This is a genomic window from Paenibacillus sp. 1011MAR3C5, assembly GCF_003591485.1.
Lineage (GTDB): Bacteria > Bacillota > Bacilli > Paenibacillales > Paenibacillaceae > Pristimantibacillus.
Window position 1 is genome coordinate 453,693 of the sequence record NZ_QZCF01000003.1, and the last position, 21,572, is coordinate 475,264.

18 protein-coding genes and 1 riboswitch are annotated in these 21,572 nt (G+C 54.0%); of the genes, 15 read left to right on the forward strand and 3 right to left on the reverse strand.

Translation table 11 applies throughout. The features are described 5' to 3' along the window. Window positions 1-22 precede the first annotated feature (22 nt). The gene (locus D3P07_RS11830; RefSeq protein ID WP_119800426.1) at window positions 23-1,099 is read right to left on the reverse strand and encodes a phosphodiester glycosidase family protein; all 1,077 of its coding nucleotides are present in this window, start codon (window positions 1,097-1,099) and stop codon (window positions 23-25) included. After that, window positions 1,096-1,527 (reverse strand): hypothetical protein, encoded by a 432-nt coding sequence (locus tag D3P07_RS11835; protein WP_119800427.1) that lies wholly within the window; start codon window positions 1,525-1,527, stop codon window positions 1,096-1,098. The genes D3P07_RS11830 and D3P07_RS11835 overlap by 4 nt, the downstream gene beginning before the upstream one ends. A gap of 328 nt (window positions 1,528-1,855) precedes the next feature. Between D3P07_RS11835 and msrA the strand changes: the two genes are divergently transcribed. The 3 genes from msrA to D3P07_RS11850 all read left to right on the forward strand — a co-directional run bounded on the left by msrA (window position 1,856) and on the right by D3P07_RS11850 (window position 5,057). After that, on the forward strand, window positions 1,856-2,815 hold the full coding sequence (gene msrA / locus D3P07_RS11840; protein WP_119800428.1) for a peptide-methionine (S)-S-oxide reductase MsrA: 960 nt from the start codon (window positions 1,856-1,858) through the stop codon (window positions 2,813-2,815). Between the two features lie 200 nt (window positions 2,816-3,015). Further along, a complete protein-coding gene (locus tag D3P07_RS11845) occupies window positions 3,016-3,633 on the forward strand; it encodes a nitroreductase family protein (RefSeq protein ID WP_119800429.1) in 618 nt (205 codons plus the stop codon). A gap of 176 nt (window positions 3,634-3,809) precedes the next feature. After that, window positions 3,810-5,057, forward strand: a complete 1,248-nt coding sequence (locus D3P07_RS11850; RefSeq protein WP_119800430.1) for a TraB/GumN family protein — start codon at window positions 3,810-3,812, stop codon at window positions 5,055-5,057. Window positions 5,058-5,257: 200 nt separating this feature from the next. Here D3P07_RS11850 and D3P07_RS11855 read toward each other — a convergent pair whose 3' ends face one another. Further along, window positions 5,258-6,541, reverse strand: a complete 1,284-nt coding sequence (locus D3P07_RS11855) for a glycoside hydrolase family 18 protein (protein ID WP_119800431.1) — start codon at window positions 6,539-6,541, stop codon at window positions 5,258-5,260. 247 nt (window positions 6,542-6,788) lie between these two features. Further along, window positions 6,789-6,887: riboswitch (purine riboswitch) on the forward strand. 288 nt (window positions 6,888-7,175) lie between these two features. Between D3P07_RS11855 and purE the strand changes: the two genes are divergently transcribed. The 12 genes from purE to purD all read left to right on the forward strand — a co-directional run bounded on the left by purE (window position 7,176) and on the right by purD (window position 21,439). Continuing rightward, window positions 7,176-7,661, forward strand: a complete 486-nt coding sequence (gene purE / locus D3P07_RS11860; protein ID WP_119800432.1) for a 5-(carboxyamino)imidazole ribonucleotide mutase — start codon at window positions 7,176-7,178, stop codon at window positions 7,659-7,661. Further along, window positions 7,658-8,827: a 5-(carboxyamino)imidazole ribonucleotide synthase gene (gene purK, locus D3P07_RS11865; RefSeq protein ID WP_119800433.1), complete on the forward strand. Its 1,170-nt coding sequence runs from the start codon at window positions 7,658-7,660 to the stop codon at window positions 8,825-8,827. Before purE ends, purK begins: the two co-directional genes overlap by 4 nt. A gap of 6 nt (window positions 8,828-8,833) precedes the next feature. Continuing rightward, window positions 8,834-10,129 carry an adenylosuccinate lyase gene (purB, locus tag D3P07_RS11870; protein ID WP_119800434.1) on the forward strand — a complete coding sequence of 432 codons (1,296 nt, stop codon included), beginning with the start codon at window positions 8,834-8,836 and terminating at the stop codon, window positions 10,127-10,129. 16 nt (window positions 10,130-10,145) lie between these two features. Continuing rightward, window positions 10,146-11,045: a phosphoribosylaminoimidazolesuccinocarboxamide synthase gene (locus D3P07_RS11875; protein ID WP_119800435.1), complete on the forward strand. Its 900-nt coding sequence runs from the start codon at window positions 10,146-10,148 to the stop codon at window positions 11,043-11,045. A 757-nt stretch (window positions 11,046-11,802) separates the two neighbouring features. After that, entirely contained in the window at window positions 11,803-12,048 is a 246-nt protein-coding gene (purS, locus tag D3P07_RS11880; protein WP_182914311.1) for a phosphoribosylformylglycinamidine synthase subunit PurS, read from the forward strand. 3 nt (window positions 12,049-12,051) lie between these two features. Further along, the gene (gene purQ / locus D3P07_RS11885) at window positions 12,052-12,747 is read left to right on the forward strand and encodes a phosphoribosylformylglycinamidine synthase subunit PurQ (protein ID WP_119800437.1); all 696 of its coding nucleotides are present in this window, start codon (window positions 12,052-12,054) and stop codon (window positions 12,745-12,747) included. Next, window positions 12,725-14,968: a phosphoribosylformylglycinamidine synthase subunit PurL gene (purL, locus tag D3P07_RS11890; protein WP_119800438.1), complete on the forward strand. Its 2,244-nt coding sequence runs from the start codon at window positions 12,725-12,727 to the stop codon at window positions 14,966-14,968. The genes purQ and purL overlap by 23 nt, the downstream gene beginning before the upstream one ends. Next, a complete protein-coding gene (gene purF, locus D3P07_RS11895) occupies window positions 14,953-16,434 on the forward strand; it encodes an amidophosphoribosyltransferase (protein ID WP_119800439.1) in 1,482 nt (493 codons plus the stop codon). Before purL ends, purF begins: the two co-directional genes overlap by 16 nt. Window positions 16,435-16,684: 250 nt before the next feature. After that, window positions 16,685-17,728 carry a phosphoribosylformylglycinamidine cyclo-ligase gene (gene purM / locus D3P07_RS11900; RefSeq protein ID WP_119800440.1) on the forward strand — a complete coding sequence of 348 codons (1,044 nt, stop codon included), beginning with the start codon at window positions 16,685-16,687 and terminating at the stop codon, window positions 17,726-17,728. Then, window positions 17,728-18,345, forward strand: coding sequence for a phosphoribosylglycinamide formyltransferase (gene purN, locus D3P07_RS11905; RefSeq protein ID WP_119800441.1), 618 nt, complete (start codon window positions 17,728-17,730; stop codon window positions 18,343-18,345). The genes purM and purN overlap by 1 nt, the downstream gene beginning before the upstream one ends. 153 nt (window positions 18,346-18,498) lie before the next feature. Continuing rightward, window positions 18,499-20,046, forward strand: coding sequence for a bifunctional phosphoribosylaminoimidazolecarboxamide formyltransferase/IMP cyclohydrolase (gene purH, locus D3P07_RS11910; protein ID WP_119800442.1), 1,548 nt, complete (start codon window positions 18,499-18,501; stop codon window positions 20,044-20,046). Between the two features lie 127 nt (window positions 20,047-20,173). Further along, on the forward strand, window positions 20,174-21,439 hold the full coding sequence (gene purD / locus D3P07_RS11915) for a phosphoribosylamine--glycine ligase (RefSeq protein WP_119800443.1): 1,266 nt from the start codon (window positions 20,174-20,176) through the stop codon (window positions 21,437-21,439). The last annotated feature ends 133 nt before the right edge of the window (window positions 21,440-21,572 follow it).

A 21,572-nucleotide genomic window follows, 5' to 3' on the forward strand; every position in this document is an offset into this window, starting at 1 on the left:
TCCGGGCCGAGGCGTTCCGCCCTTATTTGAAGAATAAAAAATGCGTCGGCAGCTTGCGCAGGCTGCCATCCGACGGCTTGTTAATGACTTTGCCGTTGAAAATTAGCGAGGAAGAGCCGCCGCCGTCGAGGTTGTAGGCATCAATTGTGCCGTAGCCTCGCAGCAGTGTCTGCAATTCGGCAAGCGATGCACCGGAGCTTCCGGCTTCATTGTAGCCATCCGTTACGAGCAGCAGCAGCTGGTCATCCTTATAATTGGCGATGACCGTCCTTGGCGCGCGCTTAGGGCTTGTCTGCCACTTGGCTGGAATCTGCTGCGGCACGCCTCCTTTCAGAAGGACGGGTACGAAGGAAGCGCCGAACTTCGGTTTTTTGGCATCCAATTGTTCCTTGCTCGTGAACTTGCCTCCGATCAGCTTATTCTTGTCACTCAATCCGACGAAGAAGAGATCGGAATAGGAAGCCTGGAAGCCGGATACGTATTCGCCATCCGCAATGGTGGTGCTCAGCGGGTATCGCTTGCCGCCGCCGTCTGCGAAGCCGCCGGCATTGACGCCGACAGCCGCTTTATGCTGCTTGACCGCTTCCAGTGTGGTCATAGATTTTCCAAGCTCGGAGCCGCCCATGACCATTTTCATCGCATCGGCCGATTTCAGCTGGATCTTGACTGCATAGCTTCGGAAGCTGTCATTCTTCAGATAGAAGAGCTGGGCTCTCAGCTTGTCAGAGTTAATGGTAGCTGCGGGCTTGCCGAGCTTGGCCGTGATGTTGCTGTCATAGATTTGAAGAGGACGCTTGGCCTGAGCGGTTGCCGTCTTCGCGATCGCATTCATTTCCGCATTGGTTTTGTTGTACAGCTCGATCTCCGTCTTAATCGATTGGCTTGTATGTACGGCAATGTCTCTTGCCTGGTCAAGGCCTGCTGCTGCTTCTTTCATGTACACTCGGTCTGAGGCCTGCTCCTCCCTGTCCGGCTCGGAAAGGCCGTCTTGCGACAACTCAATTGCTATCGTAGAGAAGAGCAGCCATAACAGAATGCCGATAAAGGGAGACAGCGCCAGCAGCGCCGTACGGTTCAATGTTTTTACGGTTAGGTTCATTTGAGGACATCCAAGCTTTTTTTCAGTTCGTTCAACTGTTTCTTCACTTCATTCAGCTGCGTATACAGCTTGTTGCTGTTGTCCGTCTTGCTGTCGGCATTATCCTTGGTGAAGGTCAGCAACTCGTTAAGTGCATCTATCTTTTCCTTGAGCAGCGTGATCTCGCCAGCATAGGTCGTTTCCAGCTCGGCCAAGCGGCCGTCGTACGCCTTCTGCATATCGGCGATTTGCGCGGAGGTCTGCCGATGGATATCGGCGGTTATATCGCGCTGCATCTTATCGGTATAGAGCTTGGCGCCAAAAAGGCCGCCTCCGATCAATAGAATCCATATGCCGATGAATAGGAGGAACGCCGCGTTTCCTTTCTTCTTGCGCGTGCTTGTCTCCTTACGGCCTGTGGTTGCATGCTCCAATTGCAAATCATTCATTGTGTTCATTCACCTCTTTAGTCTGTTGATTCTGGTCTCGTGCGATGGATGAACGAACGTGAAAAGGGATGTCCTGTGTGAATCGCGGCCGCTGCCGGATGAATGCGCCAGTTGCGGTGTGTCCGCCTATACTTCTAACGACAAAAAGCGGCATAAGTTGCGAATGTCATCCTATTGTAACAAACGTCAGAGCGGCTTGTCGCCATTATCCGCCAACTTGGATATAGACAATTATTGGGTAGATGCTTTTCGCTTTTTTGTCGGACAGGTGTGCGTGATGTATAATGAAAGAGTCAAGAAGAAACGCAATTTGGAAAGGATGATCCTCATGGGACAACATTATAAAGAGCTGGCCATGTTCGCGGGAGGCTGCTTCTGGTGCATGGTTACGCCGTTCGAGGAAATGCCGGGCATTTTATCCGTTGTATCGGGCTACACGGGCGGACATACGGTTAATCCAACCTACGAGGAAGTATGCTCCGACACGACGGGACATACGGAAGCTGTGCAGATTGCCTATGATCCTTCCCTATTCTCATATGAGCGGCTGCTGGACATCTTCTGGCGCCAGATCGATCCGACAGATGCAGGAGGACAATTCCACGATCGGGGCTCCTCTTACCGGCCGGGAATCTACTATTATACGGAAGAGCAGCGGCAGCAGGCAGAAGCGTCGAAGGAAGCGCTCCAGGCCAGCGGCCGTTTCGATAAGCCGATTGTGACGGAGATCGAGCCTGCCGGTGACTTTTACCCTGCGGAAGATTATCATCAGGACTACCATAAGAAAAATCCTTACCGCTATAAAATGTACCGCAAAGGCTCCGGCCGCGATTCCTTTATCACAAGCCATTGGAAGATGAAGAAGGATCTTGGCGAGCTGAAGAAAAATCTGACGCCGATTCAATACGAGGTGACGCAAAACAGCGGTACTGAGCGTCCGTTCACCGGCGAGTATTGGGATCATACGGAAGAGGGCATCTATGTCGACATCGTGTCAGGCGAGCCTCTATTCAGCTCCAAGGACAAGTATGACGCGGGTTGCGGCTGGCCCAGCTTCACAAAGCCGCTTCAGAAGTCGGCTGTGACCGAGCATATGGATTCCAGTCACTTCATGGTCAGGGTAGAGGTCCGAAGCCAGGAGGGCGACTCCCACCTGGGTCATGTGTTTGAAGACGGGCCTCAGCCGACAGGACTTCGCTATTGCATCAATTCCGCTTCCTTGCGGTTCGTACCCAAGGAGAAGCTGGAGGAAGAAGGCTACGGTCAGTATCGTTCGTTATTTGATTAAAAAGGAGTGTTCAAAAAGTCCGGTTTTCAGCACCGAGAAGATGGGGTGAAGCTAGGAAATGAGGAGCGGAGCGTAGTGGAAGCTACGTGAGCACCGGAAGTTCCGGCTGAATGCCATATTCGATGTCGAGTAGGCTTCCTGATCTGCTTCGTGATCAAAAGTGGACTTTTTGAACAACCTCTAAAAAGGGAGAGATGGGGATGACTACAACTGATTTGGCGCAGCTTCATGGGAAGGCGAATACAGTAGGCGTGCTGGACGCGATCCGCGAGCGCCGTTCTATCGGCCGGTTAAAGCCGGATGCCGTCGAGCGTGAAGTGATAGAGGCGCTATTGGAAGCGGCGTCGTGGGCGCCGAGCCATCATAATACGCAGCCATGGCGCTTCGTCGTGATGACGGGTGAAGGACGTTCGACGTTAGGCGAAGGATATGCCAGAATCGGTGCAGCGAATGCGCCTGGGCTTGAAGGCGAGGAGCTGGAGGAGCGGCTGCGCAAGGAGCGATTAAAAGCGTACCGTGCGCCTGTCGTCATTGCGGCGGTCTGCTCGCCTGCAGACGATCCGCGAGCTGTGCGCGAGGAAGAGCTTGCGGCAGCGCAGGTCGCTGTGCAAAACTTGCTGCTGGCCGCTCATGCTTACGGCCTTGGCGCCATCTGGCGCTCAGGAGCGCCGATGTTCGATCCGCGCATGAAGGAAGTATTCAGTCTTCGCGAGGATGAAGAACTCGTGGCGTTCATTTATCTTGGCTATCCTGATATGACCGCACCTGAACCGAAGCGCACGCCAATTTCGGATAAGACCATCTGGATGCAAGGGTGATTTCCTGCAAGCTATAAGGATTGAGATGAAGAGGCCTGCCGTGTGCAAGCCTCTTTTTTTGTGATGAGAACTATATAAAACTATAGCTATCTTAAATTCAAGTTCCCACGTATTGTTAATGGTGGATTGTTGCTGTTTGAACAAGACCATTATCCTAAAGAGAAGGTAGGCATCAAATGAAAAAGTTATTGAGTCTCCTCATTGCCCTCGTCATGGCGCTCAGCTTTGCGACGGGCGCACAAGCCGCTTCGAAACCGCTATCGATCTGGGTGGACGGCGAGCAAGTGCAGTTCGGCTCCAATGCGCCGATTGTTGAGAAAGGCACCACGCTAGTTCCAGTCAGAATGCTTCTGGAAAAGCTAAGCTTCAAGATTGATTGGAATGAAGAGAGCCGTGTCGTAACGGCGACAAGCACTAATCCTAGAAATGAAGCGATTATCAGCCTTCAAATTGATCATACAACGGCGTACGTCAACAGCCAGCCCCAGCAACTAACGGTAGCGCCTAAGATCCAAAACAAGGCTACTTATGTGCCGCTTCGCTTCATTGTTGAAGCGACTGGCTACGAAATCGACTGGAATGATACGGAACGTACAATCTCCATCGATACGATTCAGGAAAGCCGCGGCTTCATGTGGAAGGTTGAGAAGGACGGGAATGCCGTCTATATGCTCGGCTCCATCCATGTGGCGAATGAAGCAATGTATCCGCTACGGGACGAAATTATGGATGCATTCATGGAAGCGGACCATCTGGCCCTGGAGATTGACTTTACGTCGGAAGGCGATATGGAGGATTTTATCAGCAGCATTAATACGTATAAAGATGGCACAACTCTGCAAAATCATATATCCGAAGAGACGCATCAATACGTTAGAGAACTGTTGACCGAGCTTGGATATGAATCATATTCACTCGATCAGTATAAGCCGTGGTTCGCTTCCTTGGTCCTTGATGAACTCGGACGTGATGAGAGTGAATACAAGGCAGAGCTAGGCATCGACGAATACTTCATGAATCTGGCGGAGGAGTCGAAGCTTCCGATCATTGGATTGGAATCCTCTGAATCGCAGCTGAACATGTTGAATAACTTCTCGGATCGTATCCAGGAAGAGATGTTGTACGGCTCAATTGCAAGCTTCTATATGGAAGAAGAACCAGTGAAGGACTTGTCCGATATGTGGATCAACGGCGATCTCGATATGCTTGCCGAAATGGCTGTACAAACGCAGAAGGCCGATGAAGAATACTATAAAGCCATGCTGCAGGACCGCAACGTGCTGATGGCTGAGAAGATCGACGCATTCCTTCGCGACGGCAAATCCGAAACTTATTTTGTCGTAGTTGGCGCGCTTCATATGGCAGGCGAGCATGGACTGGTTACTCTGCTAGAGCAGAAGGGCTATACTGTAACGCGAATCTGACAGCATAGAAGGGCCGACGGCTGACAACGCCGTGGCCCTTTTTTAGATGACACGAGTGAAGATGTAATGGATGGGCAATTGATGGGATAACCTACAAGCAGGCATTGACTTGCTGCATGATATCGCTTCATACCCTGTATAGTTGGATTTGCAGATAAGGATTCTTGGACAGGTGTCCATGTCTTGAAGGCATTGCCCGTTTAAACCAGCTTCTTGATGGTGAAATTCTCGCCAAGGACGAACCAGTTCTGCGGGAACGAAACGCCAAGCACCCAGTAGCTCACGCCGCGCAGCTTGTAGGCTTTGACGATATCGAACTTGGCTTGCACGCTGCGGGCATCCTCGTACCAGACGACATGCTCCTTGCCTTCCTCGTCATAATAATGATAGTAAGGGGATTGAGACTCCTCGTCATAACGAATGGTAGCGCCATATTTGGCCGCCCGATTGACGGCCTCGTAGGGACTGACCGTTGGAGCCCATCGGCCTCCTTGCACAAAGGGAAGCGTCCAGTCATAGCCGTACAAAGGCATGCCCATAACGATCTTCTCCGAAGGAATGACGGAAAGAGCGAAGTTCAGCACCTTGACTACCTCATTAAGCGGGGCGACCGCTCTTGGCGGGCCTCCCGACCATCCCCATTCATAGGTCATAAGAATGACGAAGTCTACAATTCGTCCATGTGCGGCATAATCATGCGCTTCATATAAGGTTCCGGTTTGTTCCGCCGATAATTTGGGTGCGAGCGCGGTGGAGACTTGCAGATTGTAGGGGTGAAGGGTTTCCACCAGTCGCTCCAAAAATGCGTTATACAGCTCCCGGTCCGCGGGAGGCACATATTCGAAATCAACATTAAGGGCCAGATACCCCTTCTCTCTCATTACATTCATGATGTTAGCGATCAGAGCCGACTGGTTGTCTTGATCGGCAAGGACGGAGTGGGCGATGTCCGGACTGAAGGTGCCGCTTTCGAAATTAGTAATGACCATCATTGGAGCAACCCGCTTACGATAAGCGGCGTTGATAATCGCCGAATCATCAAGCGGAGTCAGCGAGCCGTTCATCTGAACGCGGTAGCTGAACGGACTGAGAAACGTCAGGTAATCGCCGATCTGGTCCACAATCTCAATGCCGTTCGCGCCAAGCTTCTCTGTATAAGCGTTTACTTCAATGACGGGTTTGGCCGCTTTCGGAATCGTCAGCATCTGCCCGGGCATAATCAGGGCTGGATTCGCCAGCCGATTGGCTTCTACGAGCTGCTGAATCGATACGCCGTATCGCTGTCCGATCTTCCACAATGATTCGCCGACCAGCACTTTATGCGTCAGTCCGTCACTAGGGGTCGGAATGATAACGGCCTGGCCGATCACAAGCGGACTTTGCGCCGTAAAGCTGTTGGCGGAATAAATATGCTCCAGCGGTACGCCATACTTTTGTGACAGCTCCCACAGCGAATCTCCTTTTTTGACCGTATGGATTTGCATGCGATACCCTCCCAATATGTACTCTCTATCTTCATCTATATTCAGCGTTAAAGGCTTGTAGTCTTATAAGATGGAAAAGAGCCGATTTAGGCAAGCTTATGCGGTTATTGGCAACGGATGACAGTTATCTTGGCTTCAATACGACTAAAAAACGAACTTTTACAATTACAGCTCATTTAATGTTCGTATTTTGTTGACATGCTAGTGGCGATTGGATAAACTAGAATAGGTTTGAGGCGGAACATGCCGCCCATTTCAATCGCATTCTCGTATATATTCGGGGTAGGCCCGAATGTCTCTACCCGGAACCCATAATTTCTGGACTACGAGTTTGAATAAGCTGTATGAAAAGCAGTGGCGTCGGCCGTCTGTGTACCCGGATTTCGGGGGCATGGACTCGGACTCAGCCATTGCGTGACGGTCCGCAAGCGGATGAAGGGTTGCTCTATCAAGAGCAGCTTTAATTGTCTCTAGCGGTTACGCACACGCTTATGCAGCAACATTCATTAGAAGCCTTCCACTAGCGGATTGCTTCCTCGAGAGGTCCTTGGCATATCGTATTTGAAGATTGCTGCGGGTCTTTTTTATTTGCTTATAAAACAACAATCTGGATAAAGAAAGTGGGTTTGAGCACATGTCTGCTAAGGTGGGCGTCATCATGGGCAGCAAGTCGGATTGGGACACAATGAAGTTAGCCTGCGACGTTCTGGAGGAACTCCATATTCCGTATGAGAAAAAGGTCGTATCGGCACATCGTACACCGGATCTTATGTTCGAATACGCGGAAACTGCCGCAGAACGCGGACTTAAAGTCATTATCGCGGGAGCGGGGGGCGCCGCACACTTGCCCGGCATGGTCGCATCCAAAACGACTTTGCCGGTTATTGGCGTTCCCGTTAAGTCTTCGAATTTGAACGGCCTGGATTCCTTGCTATCGATTGTTCAAATGCCGGGCGGCATTCCGGTTGCGACGGTAGCGATCGGCAATGCGGGAGGCACGAACGCCGGCTTGCTGGCGGCTCAGATGCTGGGCGCATTCGACCCGGACATTCAAGCCCGCGTCCAGGCTCGCCGGGATCGGATCAAGGCGGAAGTACTGGAAAGCAGTGAGACGTTATGACTGAAGGTACGGATAAGGCAAAAGCAATTCTACCCGGTGCGACCGTCGGCATTCTTGGCGGCGGACAACTGGGACGCATGCTGGCGAATGCGGGCAGCGCGATGGGCTACCGGTTCGTAGCGCTCGATCCGACGCCAGACTCCCCCATGGGACAAGTTGCCGACCAGATCGTAGCCGCGTATGACGATCGCGATGCAGCTCGCGAACTGGCGGCTCGCTCAGACGTTATCACCTATGAGTTCGAGAATGTAGACGCAGATGTAGCGGCTATGCTGATGTCGGAGTCATATGTGCCGCAAGGCAGCGAGCTGCTGTATACAACGCAGCATCGTCTGCGCGAGAAGCGCGCCATCGAAGCGGCAGGCGTACGCGTAGCTCCGTACAGCGAGATTCGAAGCAGCCAGGAGCTTCGCGAAGCGGTTGAGCGCTTCGGAACGCCATGCGTGCTGAAGACGGCGACCGGCGGCTATGACGGGAAAGGCCAATGGGTCATTCGCGATCTGTCGGAGACGGATGAAGCGTTCGAGACGTTGTCGAGGGCGGGCACGCAGCTGGTACTAGAGCAATTCATCGATTTTGCGATGGAAATATCGGTTATCGCGGCGCGCAGCTCGAATGGCGAAATAAAAGCTTTCCCGCCTGCGGAAAATATTCATGTGGAAAATATTCTGCATCTGTCGATTGTACCGGCGCGACTGGCGGATAGCGTGCTTTGCGAAGCGGAGCGGCTTGCGGTCCGTCTGGCAGAAGGACTTGGCGTCGTGGGCCTGATCGCAGTGGAGATGTTCGTGACGCGTGACGGCGAGCTCTATGTGAACGAGCTTGCGCCGCGCCCGCATAACAGCGGCCATTATACGATGGAAGCTTGCCGCACGTCGCAGTTCGAGCAGCATATCCGCGCGGTATGCGGCCTCCCGCTTGGCGATACAGGGCTTCTGACTCCGGTTGTGATGGTGAACGTGCTGGGCCAGCATGTCGAGCCTCTGCTTGAGAGGCTGGCTGTGAAGGATGAAGCGGCAGAGCGGCTGGATGTCGCGCCGAAGATGCATTTGTATGGAAAAAAAGACGCTGTCTACAAACGGAAAATGGGGCATGTCAATGTGCTGGCCCCGACGACGGAAGCGGCGCTTGATTGGATAAACGAAACTAAGATTTGGAAGGTGTGAGGGTTCATGTTAGATCGTTACAGCAGACCGGAAATGAGAGCCATCTGGACCGAGGAGAACAAATTCAAGGCTTGGCTGGAAGTGGAGCTATGCGCGTGTGAAGCATGGTCGGAGCTGGGCATTATTCCGAAGGAAGATGTAGAAGCGCTGCGCAAATCCGCAAGCTTCGAGATTGACCGCATCTATGAGATCGAGCAGGAGACGCGCCACGATGTGATCGCGTTCACACGTGCCGTATCGGAGACAGTGGGTCCGGAGCGCAAATGGGTTCACTACGGTCTGACATCGACCGATGTCGTCGACACGGCCACGGGCTACTTGCTTCTCCAGGCTAACGAAATTTTGCTGAAGGACATTGAACGCTTCATCTCGATTCTTCGCGAGAAGGCTATTCAATATAAAGATACCCCAATGATGGGACGTACGCATGGCGTTCATGCCGAGCCGACGACTTTTGGTCTGAAGATGGCGCTATGGTATGAAGAAATGAAACGGAACCTGGAGCGCTTCAAGCATGCTGCGAATGGCGTACAGTTCGGCAAAATGTCCGGCGCTGTCGGCACTTATGCCAACATTGATCCGTTCGTAGAGCAATTCGTATGCCAGAAGCTGGGCATTACGGCTGCGCCGATTTCCACACAGACGCTGCAGCGCGATCGCCACGCAGAATACATGGCGACGATTGCTCTGATCGCAACATCGCTCGACAAGTTCGCTACTGAAATTCGCGCTTTGCAGAAGAGCGAATTCCGCGAGGTGGAAGAGCCGTTCGCGAAGGGTCAAAAAGGATCGTCGGCTATGCCGCACAAGCGCAACCCGATCGGCGCCGAGAATATGTCCGGTCTGTCCCGCGTTATCCGCGGCCATATGTTGACTGCATACGAGAACGTGCCGCTGTGGCATGAGCGCGACATCAGCCATTCGTCGGCGGAGCGCGTCATTCTGCCGGACTCCACGATGCTGCTGAACTACATGCTGAACCGTCTGGGCAACATTATTAATAATTTGACCGTATTCCCGGAAAATATGAAGCGCAACATGAGCGCGACGTATGGCGTTCCATTCTCCGGCCGCGTACTGACGAAGCTGATCGACAAAGGCTTCAGCCGCGAGCAGGCATACGACACAGTTCAGCCGCGTGCGATGCAGGCTTGGGAGGAGCAGCGCCAGTTCCGCTCCATTATAGAAGAAACGACTGAGATTACATCGGTGCTTAGCGCCGAAGAGATTGACGATTGCTTTAACCCGGCATGGCATCTGAAGCATGTCGATACGATATTCGCACGTTTGGGCTTGAACTAAGGGGGAGTTGGCGTTCATGGCTGTTCAATCGCAAGCTTTGTCCACCGCTGTGGATTATGTGAAAGCTCCGCTTGTCTACAAAGGCAAGGTACGCGAGCTGTACGATTTGGGAGAGCACTTCCTGATCGTGGTAACGGACCGCATCTCGGCATTCGATTATGTGCTGGAGCCGGCGGTGCCGGATAAGGGCAATGTGCTTAACCGCCTGTCCGCTTTCTGGTTCGACGTCACGAAGGAGATGCAGCCGAATCATGTCGTGCATACGGATGTAGCGCTGCTAGGAGACGTCATTACCGAGCCGGAGCTGCTGAAGAACCGGATTATGGTGACGCGTAAAGCTGAGCGCATTGATATCGAATGTGTCGTGCGCGGCTACATTACGGGGGGCGGCTGGAGACAGTATGAGGCGACATCCGCGATCAATGGCATCGAGCTGCCGGAAGGCCTGCGCAAAAACGAACGTTTCCCGGAGCCGATTTTCACTCCGGCTGCCAAAAACGACGTCGGCCATGACGAGGACATCTCGTTCGAGCGTATGAGCGAGCTTGTCGGAGCCGAGCTGGCTGCAGAGCTTCGCGACCGTAGCCTGGAGCTGTACCGCTTCGCGCATGAGTATTGCAAGGAACGCGGCATCATTCTCGCGGATTGCAAATTCGAATTCGGACTTATCGATGGCAAAGTAATTCTGATTGACGAGATCTTCACGCCGGACTCCTCGCGCTTCTGGTCCGAGGGGAACTACGCGTTCGACGTGGAGATCGACAGCATGGACAAGGAGCCGGTCCGCACGTACCTGCTCGGCTCCGATTGGGACCGCAACAGCATGCCTGACCCGCTGCCGGCTACGGTCGTTATTGCGACGGCAGCCCGCTACCGCGAAATCTACCGCCGCCTGACCGGCAGCGAGCTGAAGTAGCGACCGCAGCGGGAGGAGCTGTAAGCCGAGAAACACGGCTTGCAGGTTGCGTTTGCCGCGCGAGAGGCGCTCTAAGCCGAGAAACACGGCTTGCAGGTCTCGCTAGCCGCGCGGGGGGCGCTCTAAGCCGAGAAACACGGCTTACAGGCCTCGCTAGCCGCGCGGGAGGCGCTCTAAGCCGAGAAACACGGCTTGCAGGCCTCGCTAGCCGCGCGAGAGGCGCTCTAAGCCGAGAAACACGGCTTGCAGGCCTCGCTAGCCGCGCGGGAGGCACTCTAAGCCGAGAAACGCGGCTTGCAGGCCTCGCCAGCCGCGCGGGAGACGCTCTAAGCCGAGAAACACGGCTTGCAGGCCTCGCTAGCCGCGCGAGAGGCGCTCTAAGCCGAGAAACACGGCTTGCAGGTGGTAGTTCAGTTACTTTTGGTTCAATTAAGTCGGCCAAACCGACTTAAAGGCTCCAGATGCACCGCCAACGGTCAATTAGGTCGATATAACCGACTTAATGGACTCAGAACGAGCCCCGGCGGCTAAATAAGTCGGTCCAACCGACTTAATCCATACCGAACTAGCTCAATTGCTCCAATAAGCCGCTCCAACCGACTTAACCGGTCCACGAGCCGCACTATCTAGCTTTTAAGTCGGTCCAACCGACTAAAATACCACCGACGAGCAAAGCAACGCATCAAGCTGCGATCGTCCGCAATTGTTCGCAACCCATATGAATACTTACCCAAAATTCAACCATATTCAGGAGGCAATTATGAAGGCAACCGTCTACGTCACGATCAAGGAAAACGTTTTGGACCCGCAAGGAACAGCTGTACAAGGCGCGCTTCATTCCATGGGCTTTGCAGAAGTAGGCAAAGTACGCATCGGCAAGTATCTCGAGGTTGAGTTGGACACGAACGACCGTGCTGTAGCGGAGGCGCAATTGAAAGAAATGTGCGAGAAGCTGCTGGCGAACACGGTTGTAGAAGATTACCGCTTTGAACTGGAGGGATAAGACATGAAGTTTGCCGTACTCGTATTTCCAGGCTCCAACTGTGACATTGATTGCTACAAGGCGGTAGAGTCCACGGTCGGCCAACCGGTCGATTATGTGTGGCATACTGCAACTGACTTGTCTGCCTATGATGCGATTCTAGTGCCAGGCGGTTTCTCCTATGGCGACTACCTTCGTTGCGGCGCGATCGCGCGCTTTGCGAACGTCATGAACGAAGTGAAGAAAGCAGCCGAGCAAGGCAAGTTCATTCTTGGCATCTGCAACGGATTCCAAATTCTGACCGAAGCGGGCTTGCTGCCTGGCGCCCTGATCCGCAACACGGGCTTGAAATTCCGTTGCCATGGCACGTCTCTTGAAGTGGTGAACAACACCAATCCATTTACGAACCAATTCTCGCAAGGCGAGATTATCGATATTCCTATCGCTCACGGCGAAGGCAACTACTTCTGCGACGACGAGACACTCACTGAGCTGAAAGCGAACAACCAGATTATTTTCCGCTACGCAGGCGACACGAACCCGAATGGCTCCGTCGACAACATCGCAGGCATCAGCAACAAAGCAGGCAACGTAGTCGGCATGATGCCGCATCCAGAGCGTGCAGTGGACCAACTGCTCGGCTCGGAAGACGGCAAACGGATGTTTACATCGATTTTGAATGCATGGAGGGAACAACATGGCGCAGCAGTTAACGGCTAAGGAGCCGACAGCGGAACAAATCGCGGATCAACGCATTTACACGCAATTCGGCGTGACAGACCATGAATATGAACTGATTTGCGGATTTTTGGGCCGCAAGCCGAACTACACGGAGATTGGCGTATTCAGCGTCATGTGGTCGGAGCACTGCTCCTACAAGAACTCCAAGCCGATCCTGAAAAAATTCCCAATCACCGGACCTCGCGTCCTGATGGGGCCTGGCGAAGGCGCGGGTATCGTCGACATCGGCGACAACCAAGCGGTCGTATTCAAAATCGAGTCGCATAACCATCCATCTGCGGTTGAGCCATACCAAGGCGCTGCTACTGGCGTTGGTGGTATCATTCGCGATATCTTCTCCATGGGCGCACGTCCAGTCGCATTGTTGAACAGCTTGCGCTTTGGCAACCTGAACAATGACCGCGTGAAATACCTGTTCGAAAATGTAGTCAGCGGCATCGCAGGCTACGGCAACTGTATCGGCATCCCGACGGTTGCGGGTGAGGTGATGTTCGACGAGAGTTACGAGGGCAATCCGCTCGTTAACGCGATGTGCGTAGGCTTGATCGATCATGACAAAATCCAGCGCGGCGTGGCAAAAGGCGTAGGCAACCCTGTATTCTACGTCGGACCGGCTACGGGCCGTGACGGCATTCATGGCGCGACATTCGCATCGGTCGAGTTGTCTGAAGAGTCCGAAGAGAAGCGTACAGCCGTTCAAGTCGGCGATCCATTCATGGAGAAGCTGGTTATGGAAGCAACGCTTGAGCTGATCAATTCCGGCATCGTGCTTGGCATCCAGGACATGGGCGCGGCTGGCCTCACTTGCTCCAGTGCGGAGATGGCTTCGAAAGCGGGCAACGGCCTAGAGCTATATCTGGACGAAGTGCCGCAACGCGAGACTGGCATGACGCCTTACGAGATGATGCTATCCGAATCGCAAGAGAGAATGCTGTTCGTTGTCGAACCGCAGCATGAAGAGCAAGCGAAGGAAATCTTTGATCGTTGGGGCATCATCTGTGCCAAAGTAGGCAAAGTGACGGATGACGGACGTCTTCGTTTATTCCATCAAGGCGAAGAAGTGGCAGACATGCCGGTCAAAGCGCTTGTTGACGAGTGCCCGGTATATAACAAGCCATCTGCAGAGCCTGCTTACTTCCGCGAAAGCGCATCGGTCGATACGGCTGATTTTGCGGAAATTACAGATCTGAACGGCGCTCTTGAGAAAGTATTGGCTTCCCCGACGGTAGCGAGCAAAGAGTGGGTTTACAACCAATATGATTACATGGTTCGTACGGCAACGGCTGTTCAGCCAGGCTCCGACGCAGCTGTCGTAACGATTGACGGCACGCGCAAGGCGCTGGCAATGACAACGGACTGCAACGGACGTTACGTATATCTTGATCCGGAGATGGGCGGACGTATTGCCGTTGCGGAAGCGGCGCGCAATATCGTTTGCTCCGGCGCAGAGCCGCTCGCGGTTACAGACAACCTGAACTTCGGCAGCCCGGAGAAGCCGGAAGTATTCTGGCAGCTGGAGAAATCCGCTGACGGCATGTCCGAGGCTTGCGTGGTGCTGGATACGCCGGTTATCGGCGGCAATGTCAGCTTGTATAACGAAAATGCGAAAGGCGCAATCTACCCGACGCCGGTTATCGGCATGGTAGGCCTTGTGCATGATCATGACCATATTACGACGCAAAAATTCAAGGCCGAAGGCGATGTAATCATCCTGGTCGGCGAAACAAAGGCGGAGTTCGGCGGCAGCGAGCTGCAATACGTGCTCAATGGCGCAGCTTCCGGCAGACCGCCAGTGATTGATCTGGCTGTCGAGAAAAACGTACAAGGTGCAGTTCTTGGCGCTATCCAAAAGGGTCTGGTCGCTTCTGCACATGACTTGTCCGAGGGCGGCATCGCTGTCGCGCTGGCTGAGTCTTGTATCAGCGGCGGTATCGGAGCGAGTGTATCGCTGACAAGCGATTTGCGTCCTGACCATCTGCTATTCAGCGAATCGCAATCCCGCATTCTGCTGTCAGCTAAGCCGGATCAAGCGGACGCTTTGACAGCTTGGCTGTCGGAGCAAGGCGTGGCGCATGCGACAATCGGAACCGTATCAGGCAGCAGCTTGACCGTTAACGTCAATGGCAAAGCCGGCATCAACGCGCCGGTACAACAACTGGAGAAGGTCTGGAAGGATGCGATTCCATGTCTGATGAAGTAAAGTCTGCTCCATTGCTATGGACAGGCGATCATTATAACGAGGGCATCGGCCGTGACGACATATTTGATAAGCTGCGTGAGGAGTGCGGGGTGTTCGGCGTATTCGGACATCCTGACGCGGCAGGTTTGTCTTATTATGGACTTCACGCTCTGCAGCATCGGGGCGAGGAGAGCGCAGGCATCTGCACCGCAGATTCGAAGGACGGCGGCAAGTTCAATTATTTCCGCGACATGGGACTGGTGAAGGAAGTATTCACGAAGGACCGGCTGGACCTGCTGTCCGGCGACCGCTCCATTGGACATGTCCGCTATTCCACCTCGGGTGAGAGCCAGCTGGGCAATGCCCAGCCGCTTATCTTCCGCTATCGCGATGGCGACCTGGCTGTTGCGACGAACGGCAATATCGTCAATGCGCCGGAAATTCGCCGCGAGCTGGAGATGAGCGGTTCGATCTTCCAAACTTCCAGCGATACGGAAGTGATCGCGCATTTGATCGCCCGGTCATCCAAGGATTTTGTGACAGCGGCGAAGGAAGCGCTGCAGCGTATCGTCGGAGGATTCGCATTCCTCATCATGACGAATGACAAGCTGCTGGTTGCTTCTGACCCCCATGGCTTGCGTCCGCTTGCGATGGGACGTCTTGGAGAAAGCTATGTGTTCTCTTCTGAAACCTGCGCATTCGAGACGATCGGTGCGGAGTATGTGCGTGACGTTCAACCTGGCGAGCTGTTGATTTTGGATGACAGCGGTCTTCAAATTGAACGCTATGCAACGATTGAGCGCCGCGCGACTTGCGCGATGGAATATATTTATTTTGCCCGCCCGGACAGCGATATTAACGGCATCAATATCCACTCCGCCCGGAAACGGATGGGTCAGCAGCTTGCCATCGAGTCCTTCATGGACGCGGATATCGTAACCGGCGTGCCGGATTCCAGCATCTCTGCTGCGATCGGCTATGCCGAGCAGACTGGCATTCCCTATGAGCTTGGACTGATCAAAAACAAATATACGGGACGTACGTTCATTCAGCCGTCCCAGGAGCTGCGCGAGAAGGGCGTTAAGATGAAGCTGTCCGCTGTCCGCAAGGTCGTGGAAGGCAAACGCGTCGTCATGATCGACGATTCCATCGTGCGCGGCACGACGTCCCGCCGCATCGTAAACCTGCTCCGTGAAGCGGGCGCGACTGAAGTGCATGTGCGCATTACGTCGCCTCCGTTCAAAAACCCTTGCTATTATGGCATCGATACGCCAGACCGCAAGGAATTAATCGCTTCGTACCGCACGATTGAAGAGATACGTCAAGAGATTAATGCCGATTCGTTGGCATTCCTCAGCGATGAAGGATTCGTCGATTCCGTCGGCGGCAACGAAGGCGCGTACAATCGCGGCATGTGCCTCGCTTGCTTCGATAACGACTACCCTACGCCGGTGAACGAAGAATCGGATAAAAGCTGCAGCTGTTAATTGGCAGAGTGAGCGGCCTCTAAGCCGAGAAACTCGGCTTACAGCACTCATCCGCACGCACAAGTGAGCTCCAAGCCGAGAAACTCGGCTTACAGCGCTTACTCGTGCGCAAAAGCGGCCTCTAAGCCGAGAAACTCGGCTTACAGCACTCGCCCGCGCGCAAAAGCGGCTTCTAAGCCGAAAAACTCGGCTTAGAGCGCTCGACCATAAGATGGAACGGTTGGACTATATACTAAAGGAGTGGACCCATTTGTCAGAAGCGTACAAAAAGGCCGGTGTTGACATTGCGGCAGGCAACGAAGCCGTCGAACGGATGAAGAAGCATGTGAAGAGAACGTATCGCCCTGAAGTCATGGCAGAGCTGGGCGGCTTTGGCGGCCTGTTCGGCCTGGACAAGGACAAGTATGATGAGCCGGTGCTCGTATCGGGTACGGATGGCGTCGGCACAAAGCTGAAGCTGGCTTTTGCGATGGATAAGCATGATACGATCGGCATCGATGCGGTCGCGATGTGCGTCAACGATATTATCGTGCAAGGCGCAGAGCCGCTCTTCTTCCTCGACTATCTGGCATGCGGCAAAGTCGTGCCGGAGAAGATCGAAGCGATCGTCAAGGGCATCTCCGAAGGCTGCGTGCAATCCGGTTGCGCGCTAATCGGCGGAGAGACGGCGGAAATGCCGGGCATGTATTCCGAAGACGAATATGATATCGCTGGGTTCACCGTAGGGATCGTCGACAAGAAAAAAATGATCGACGGTTCGACGATCAAGCCGGGCGACGTTGTTCTGGGCTTCGCCTCCAGCGGCATTCACAGCAACGGCTTCTCGCTTGTTCGCCGTCTGCTGCTGGAAGAAGCGGGCTATTCGCTCCAGCAGCAGCTGGATGAGCTTGATGGAGCGAAGCTTGGCGACGTGCTGCTTGAGCCAACGCGCATCTACGTGAAGCAAGCTTTGGCGCTGATTGAGAAAGTCAACGTCAAAGGCATGGCTCACATTACAGGCGGAGGCTTCATTGAGAACATTCCGCGTGTTCTTCCTGAAGGCGTCAATGTAGAGATAAACTATGGTTCGTGGCCAATTCTGCCAATCTTCGGCTTAATGCAGGACAAAGGCAGCATTAGCAACCGCGATATGTTCACAACATTCAATATGGGCATTGGCCTGGTCATTGTCGTTCCGGAGGACCAAGCGGAGCAAGCGCTTAGCGCTGCTGCCGAGCTTGGCGAAAAAGCGTATCGCATCGGTACGGTAACGGAAGGCAGCCGGATCGTAACGTTCCAGGGAGCTGACGTCTAATGGCGGCGCTTCGCATCGCGATATTCGCGTCGGGACAGGGGACGAACTTCCAGACGATTGCCGATGCGGTGCGGGAGGGGAAGCTCGATGTCACAATCGAGCTTCTTGTTTGTGACAAGCCGTCTGCTCCCGTCATCGAGCGGGCGTCGCAAGCGGGAGTGGACGCCTTTGTATTCAAACCCAAGGATTACCCGTCGCGCGAGGCTTACGAGAGCGAGATCCTGGAGGAGCTGCGGGCCCGCCAGGTGGACCTGGTCGTCCTGGCCGGCTATATGCGCATCCTGACTCCTACGCTGGTCGAGCCCTTCATGGGACGCATGATTAATATTCACCCGTCGCTCTTGCCATCGTTCCCAGGCATTAATGCCATTGGACAAGCACTGGAGCATGGCGTGAAGGTAACGGGCGTCACCGTTCATTATGTCGATGGCGGTCTCGATAGCGGTCCGATCATTGCGCAGACGGCTGTTGAGGTTACGGAAGAGGATGACGAGGCTTCGCTAACCGTCCGCATTCAGCAGGCGGAGCGGGAACTATACCCTGAAGCCATCAAGCTGATCGCGCAAGGCGCCATAACGATCGAGGGTCGCAGGGTTGCCGTTGGCAAGAGCCAATAGCAAGCATGCGGGTCTAGCACGGCATGAATACTGGATGCAAGGCTTCAACGAGGAGCTAATCAATAGAACAAAGTGGCTATAAGAACCCAAAGTATCTTTGAAAGATAAGGACATCTCAATTTCCAATTGATCAAATAAGAGGAGGACATTGGCGTGGCTATTCGCAGAGCGTTAATTAGCGTTTCCGACAAAACGGGCATTGTAGAGTTTTCCAGAGAACTTGCGAACCAAGGCGTTCAAATTATTTCGACAGGGGGCACGTTCAACCTGTTGCAAAAGGAAGGCGTACCGGTCATCGGCATTTCTGATGTGACGGGCTTCCCGGAAATTCTCGACGGACGCGTCAAGACGCTTCATCCGGCTGTCCACAGCGGACTGCTGGCTGTGCGTGACGACGAGGAGCATCAGAAGGCGATGAAGGAGCTTGGTCTGGATTACATCGACCTTGTTATCGTTAATCTGTATCCGTTCAAAGAAACCATCGCTAAACCGGATGTGACCTATGAGGACGCCATTGAGAATATCGATATCGGCGGTCCGACAATGCTTCGCTCCGCTGCGAAAAACCACGCGTTCGTAACGGTTGTTGTGGATGCTTCCGACTATGCTTCCGTGCTGGAAGAAGTGAAGACGCAAGGCGATACGACGCTGGAGACGCGCAAGCGCCTCGCGGCAAAAGTATTCCGCCACACCGCTTCTTACGATGCGCTGATCTCCGACTACCTGTCGAAGCAGACGGGCGAGCCGCTGCCAGAGTCGTATACGGTCACGTACGAGAAGGTGCAGGAGCTTCGTTACGGGGAAAATCCGCATCAGAAAGCTGCCTTCTACCGCAAGCCGCTTGCCGCTACCGGCAACGTGACGACAGCGGAGCAGCTCCACGGCAAGGAATTGTCTTACAACAATATCAATGACGCCAACGCAGCGCTAGCGATTCTGAAGGAATTCGACGAGCCGGCTGTAGTAGCGGTTAAGCATATGAATCCTTGCGGCGTAGGCATCGGAGCCACAATCCATGAAGCCTACCAAAAGGCTTACGAAGCGGACCCGACGTCCATCTTCGGCGGTATTGTAGCTGCGAACCGCATGATCGGCGCAGATACGGCCGAGCTGCTGGGCAGCATCTTCCTGGAGATCATTATCGCGCCGGACTTCACGCCGGAAGCGCTGGAGATTTTGACGAAGAAGAAGAACATCCGCCTGATGAAGCTAGGCGAGCTGAAGGCAGCGGCTGAGCGCAAGCCGGAATGGCTCGTAACCTCGGTGGACGGCGGCATGCTCGTACAGGAGAGCGACGTGCATAGCCTGACAGAAGCCGATCTGAAAGTCGTTACGAACCGCAAGCCGACAGAAGAAGAAATGAAGCAGCTGCTATTCGGTTGGAAAGTCGTTAAGCATGTGAAGTCCAATGCGATCCTGCTGGCGAAGGACGATATGACGGTTGGCGTAGGCGCGGGCCAAATGAACCGTGTAGGCGCGGCGCGCATTGCAATCGAGCAGGCTGGCGAGAAAGCTGTTGGATCCGCACTGGCATCCGATGCGTTCTTCCCGATGGGAGATACGGTTGAGCTGGCGGCGAAAGCGGGCATTACGGCGATCATCCAGCCGGGCGGCTCCATTAAGGATGAGGAGTCCATCGCAGCGGCTAACGCGAATAACATCGCTATGGTGTTCACTAGCGTTAGGCACTTCAAACACTAATAAGCGGCAACGGCATCAAATAGAAGCAAGCAAAGGAACGATCGTGAAAGGAAAACGAGCGCTGTAGCTCCATGGACAGCGCTCGTTTTTCCAAATTTCCGTTTAAACTCTTGGGAGGTTTGCGAACATGCGTATTTTGGTTATTGGCGGCGGCGGACGCGAGCATGCGATCTGCTGGGCACTGAAGAAAAGCGAAAAGGTGAAGGAGCTATACTGCGCGCCTGGCAATGCCGGCATTGCACAAATTGCGGAATGCGTGCCGCTGGCTGTGTCACAATTCGATGAGCTGACCCAATTTGCAAAGGATGCGTCCATTAATCTCGTATTCGTAGGTCCGGATGATCCGCTGGCAGACGGCATCGTAGACGCTTTTGAAGCGGCTGGCATTCCGGCTTTTGGCCCGAACAAGGCGGCAGCTGAGATTGAAGGCAGCAAAATCTTTATGAAAAACCTGCTCAAAAAATACAATATCCCAACGGCCAAATACGAGACGTTCACGGATTATGAATCGGCTCTGGCTTATTTGAAAGAGCAATCGACGCCGATTGTAATCAAAGCGGACGGACTTGCGGCTGGCAAAGGGGTAACGGTCGCAGCGACGCTGGAGGAAGCGGAGAAGGCGCTTCGCGAGGCGATGGTGGACAAGGTGTTCGGCGATGCGGGCAACCAGATCGTCATCGAAGAATTCCTGGAAGGACAGGAGATGTCCATTCTGGCGTTCGTGGACGGTGAGACGGTGAAGCCGATGGTGCCGGCGCAAGACCATAAGCCGATCTTCGACGGCGACAAAGGCCCGAATACAGGCGGTATGGGTACATACACGCCGCTGCCTCATATCGAGCAGAGCATTATTGATGATGCAATCGTCAACATCATTCATCCGACGGCCAAAGCGATGGTGAGCGAGGGACGTCCGTTCCGCGGCGTATTGTTCGCTGGCTTGATGATTACGAAGGACGGTCCGAAGACGATTGAGTTCAATGCGCGCATGGGTGATCCGGAGACTCAGGTTGTATTGCCAAGGCTGAAGACCGATCTCGTTGACATCGTGCTCGCAGCGATGAACGGCCGATTGGCTGATCTGGACATCCAGTGGAGCGACGAGGCGGCGGTATGCGTCGTGGCTGCATCCGAAGGCTACCCGGCCTCTTATCCGAAGGGCCGCGTCATTACGGGCATTGCGGGAGCAGAAGCACAGGGAGCGCTTGTGTTCCATGCCGGCACGGCTATGAAGGACGGCAATCTCGTCACTAGCGGCGGTCGTGTGCTTGGCATCGTCGGACGCGGACGCGATATTGCGGAAGCCCGCACAAGAGCGTATGAGGCGGTTAGCGTCATCCAGTTCGAGGGCAAGCAGAACCGCACGGATATCGCAGCGAAGGCGCTTGTCTAGCATCAAGTGTAACCTGCATTTTTATCGTTAATGGAAGACAGATCCATCCATACAATAAGGCGCCCTCCGTTCGACAGAACCTGGGCGTCTTTTTATTGGGATTGCCTTCCTTTTTTGTCTACATGGCTCGAAT

What these genes read in the sequence shown, in the direction of transcription:
- purB (WP_119800434.1), top strand. Translation starts at nt 8,834, where the DNA reads ATGTTAGATCGTTACAGCAGACCGGAAATGAGAGCCATCTGGACCGAG.
- D3P07_RS11850 (WP_119800430.1), top strand. Translation starts at nt 3,810, where the DNA reads ATGAAAAAGTTATTGAGTCTCCTCATTGCCCTCGTCATGGCGCTCAGC.
- D3P07_RS11830 (WP_119800426.1), bottom strand. Translation starts at nt 1,099, where the DNA reads ATGAACCTAACCGTAAAAACATTGAACCGTACGGCGCTGCTGGCGCTG.
- msrA (WP_119800428.1), top strand. Translation starts at nt 1,856, where the DNA reads ATGGGACAACATTATAAAGAGCTGGCCATGTTCGCGGGAGGCTGCTTC.
- purK (WP_119800433.1), top strand. Translation starts at nt 7,658, where the DNA reads ATGACTGAAGGTACGGATAAGGCAAAAGCAATTCTACCCGGTGCGACC.
- purE (WP_119800432.1), top strand. Translation starts at nt 7,176, where the DNA reads ATGTCTGCTAAGGTGGGCGTCATCATGGGCAGCAAGTCGGATTGGGAC.
- purQ (WP_119800437.1), top strand. Translation starts at nt 12,052, where the DNA reads ATGAAGTTTGCCGTACTCGTATTTCCAGGCTCCAACTGTGACATTGAT.
- purL (WP_119800438.1), top strand. Translation starts at nt 12,725, where the DNA reads ATGGCGCAGCAGTTAACGGCTAAGGAGCCGACAGCGGAACAAATCGCG.
- D3P07_RS11875 (WP_119800435.1), top strand. Translation starts at nt 10,146, where the DNA reads ATGGCTGTTCAATCGCAAGCTTTGTCCACCGCTGTGGATTATGTGAAA.
- purN (WP_119800441.1), top strand. Translation starts at nt 17,728, where the DNA reads ATGGCGGCGCTTCGCATCGCGATATTCGCGTCGGGACAGGGGACGAAC.
- D3P07_RS11855 (WP_119800431.1), bottom strand. Translation starts at nt 6,541, where the DNA reads ATGCAAATCCATACGGTCAAAAAAGGAGATTCGCTGTGGGAGCTGTCA.
- D3P07_RS11835 (WP_119800427.1), bottom strand. Translation starts at nt 1,527, where the DNA reads ATGAATGATTTGCAATTGGAGCATGCAACCACAGGCCGTAAGGAGACA.
- purF (WP_119800439.1), top strand. Translation starts at nt 14,953, where the DNA reads ATGTCTGATGAAGTAAAGTCTGCTCCATTGCTATGGACAGGCGATCAT.
- purD (WP_119800443.1), top strand. Translation starts at nt 20,174, where the DNA reads ATGCGTATTTTGGTTATTGGCGGCGGCGGACGCGAGCATGCGATCTGC.
- D3P07_RS11845 (WP_119800429.1), top strand. Translation starts at nt 3,016, where the DNA reads ATGACTACAACTGATTTGGCGCAGCTTCATGGGAAGGCGAATACAGTA.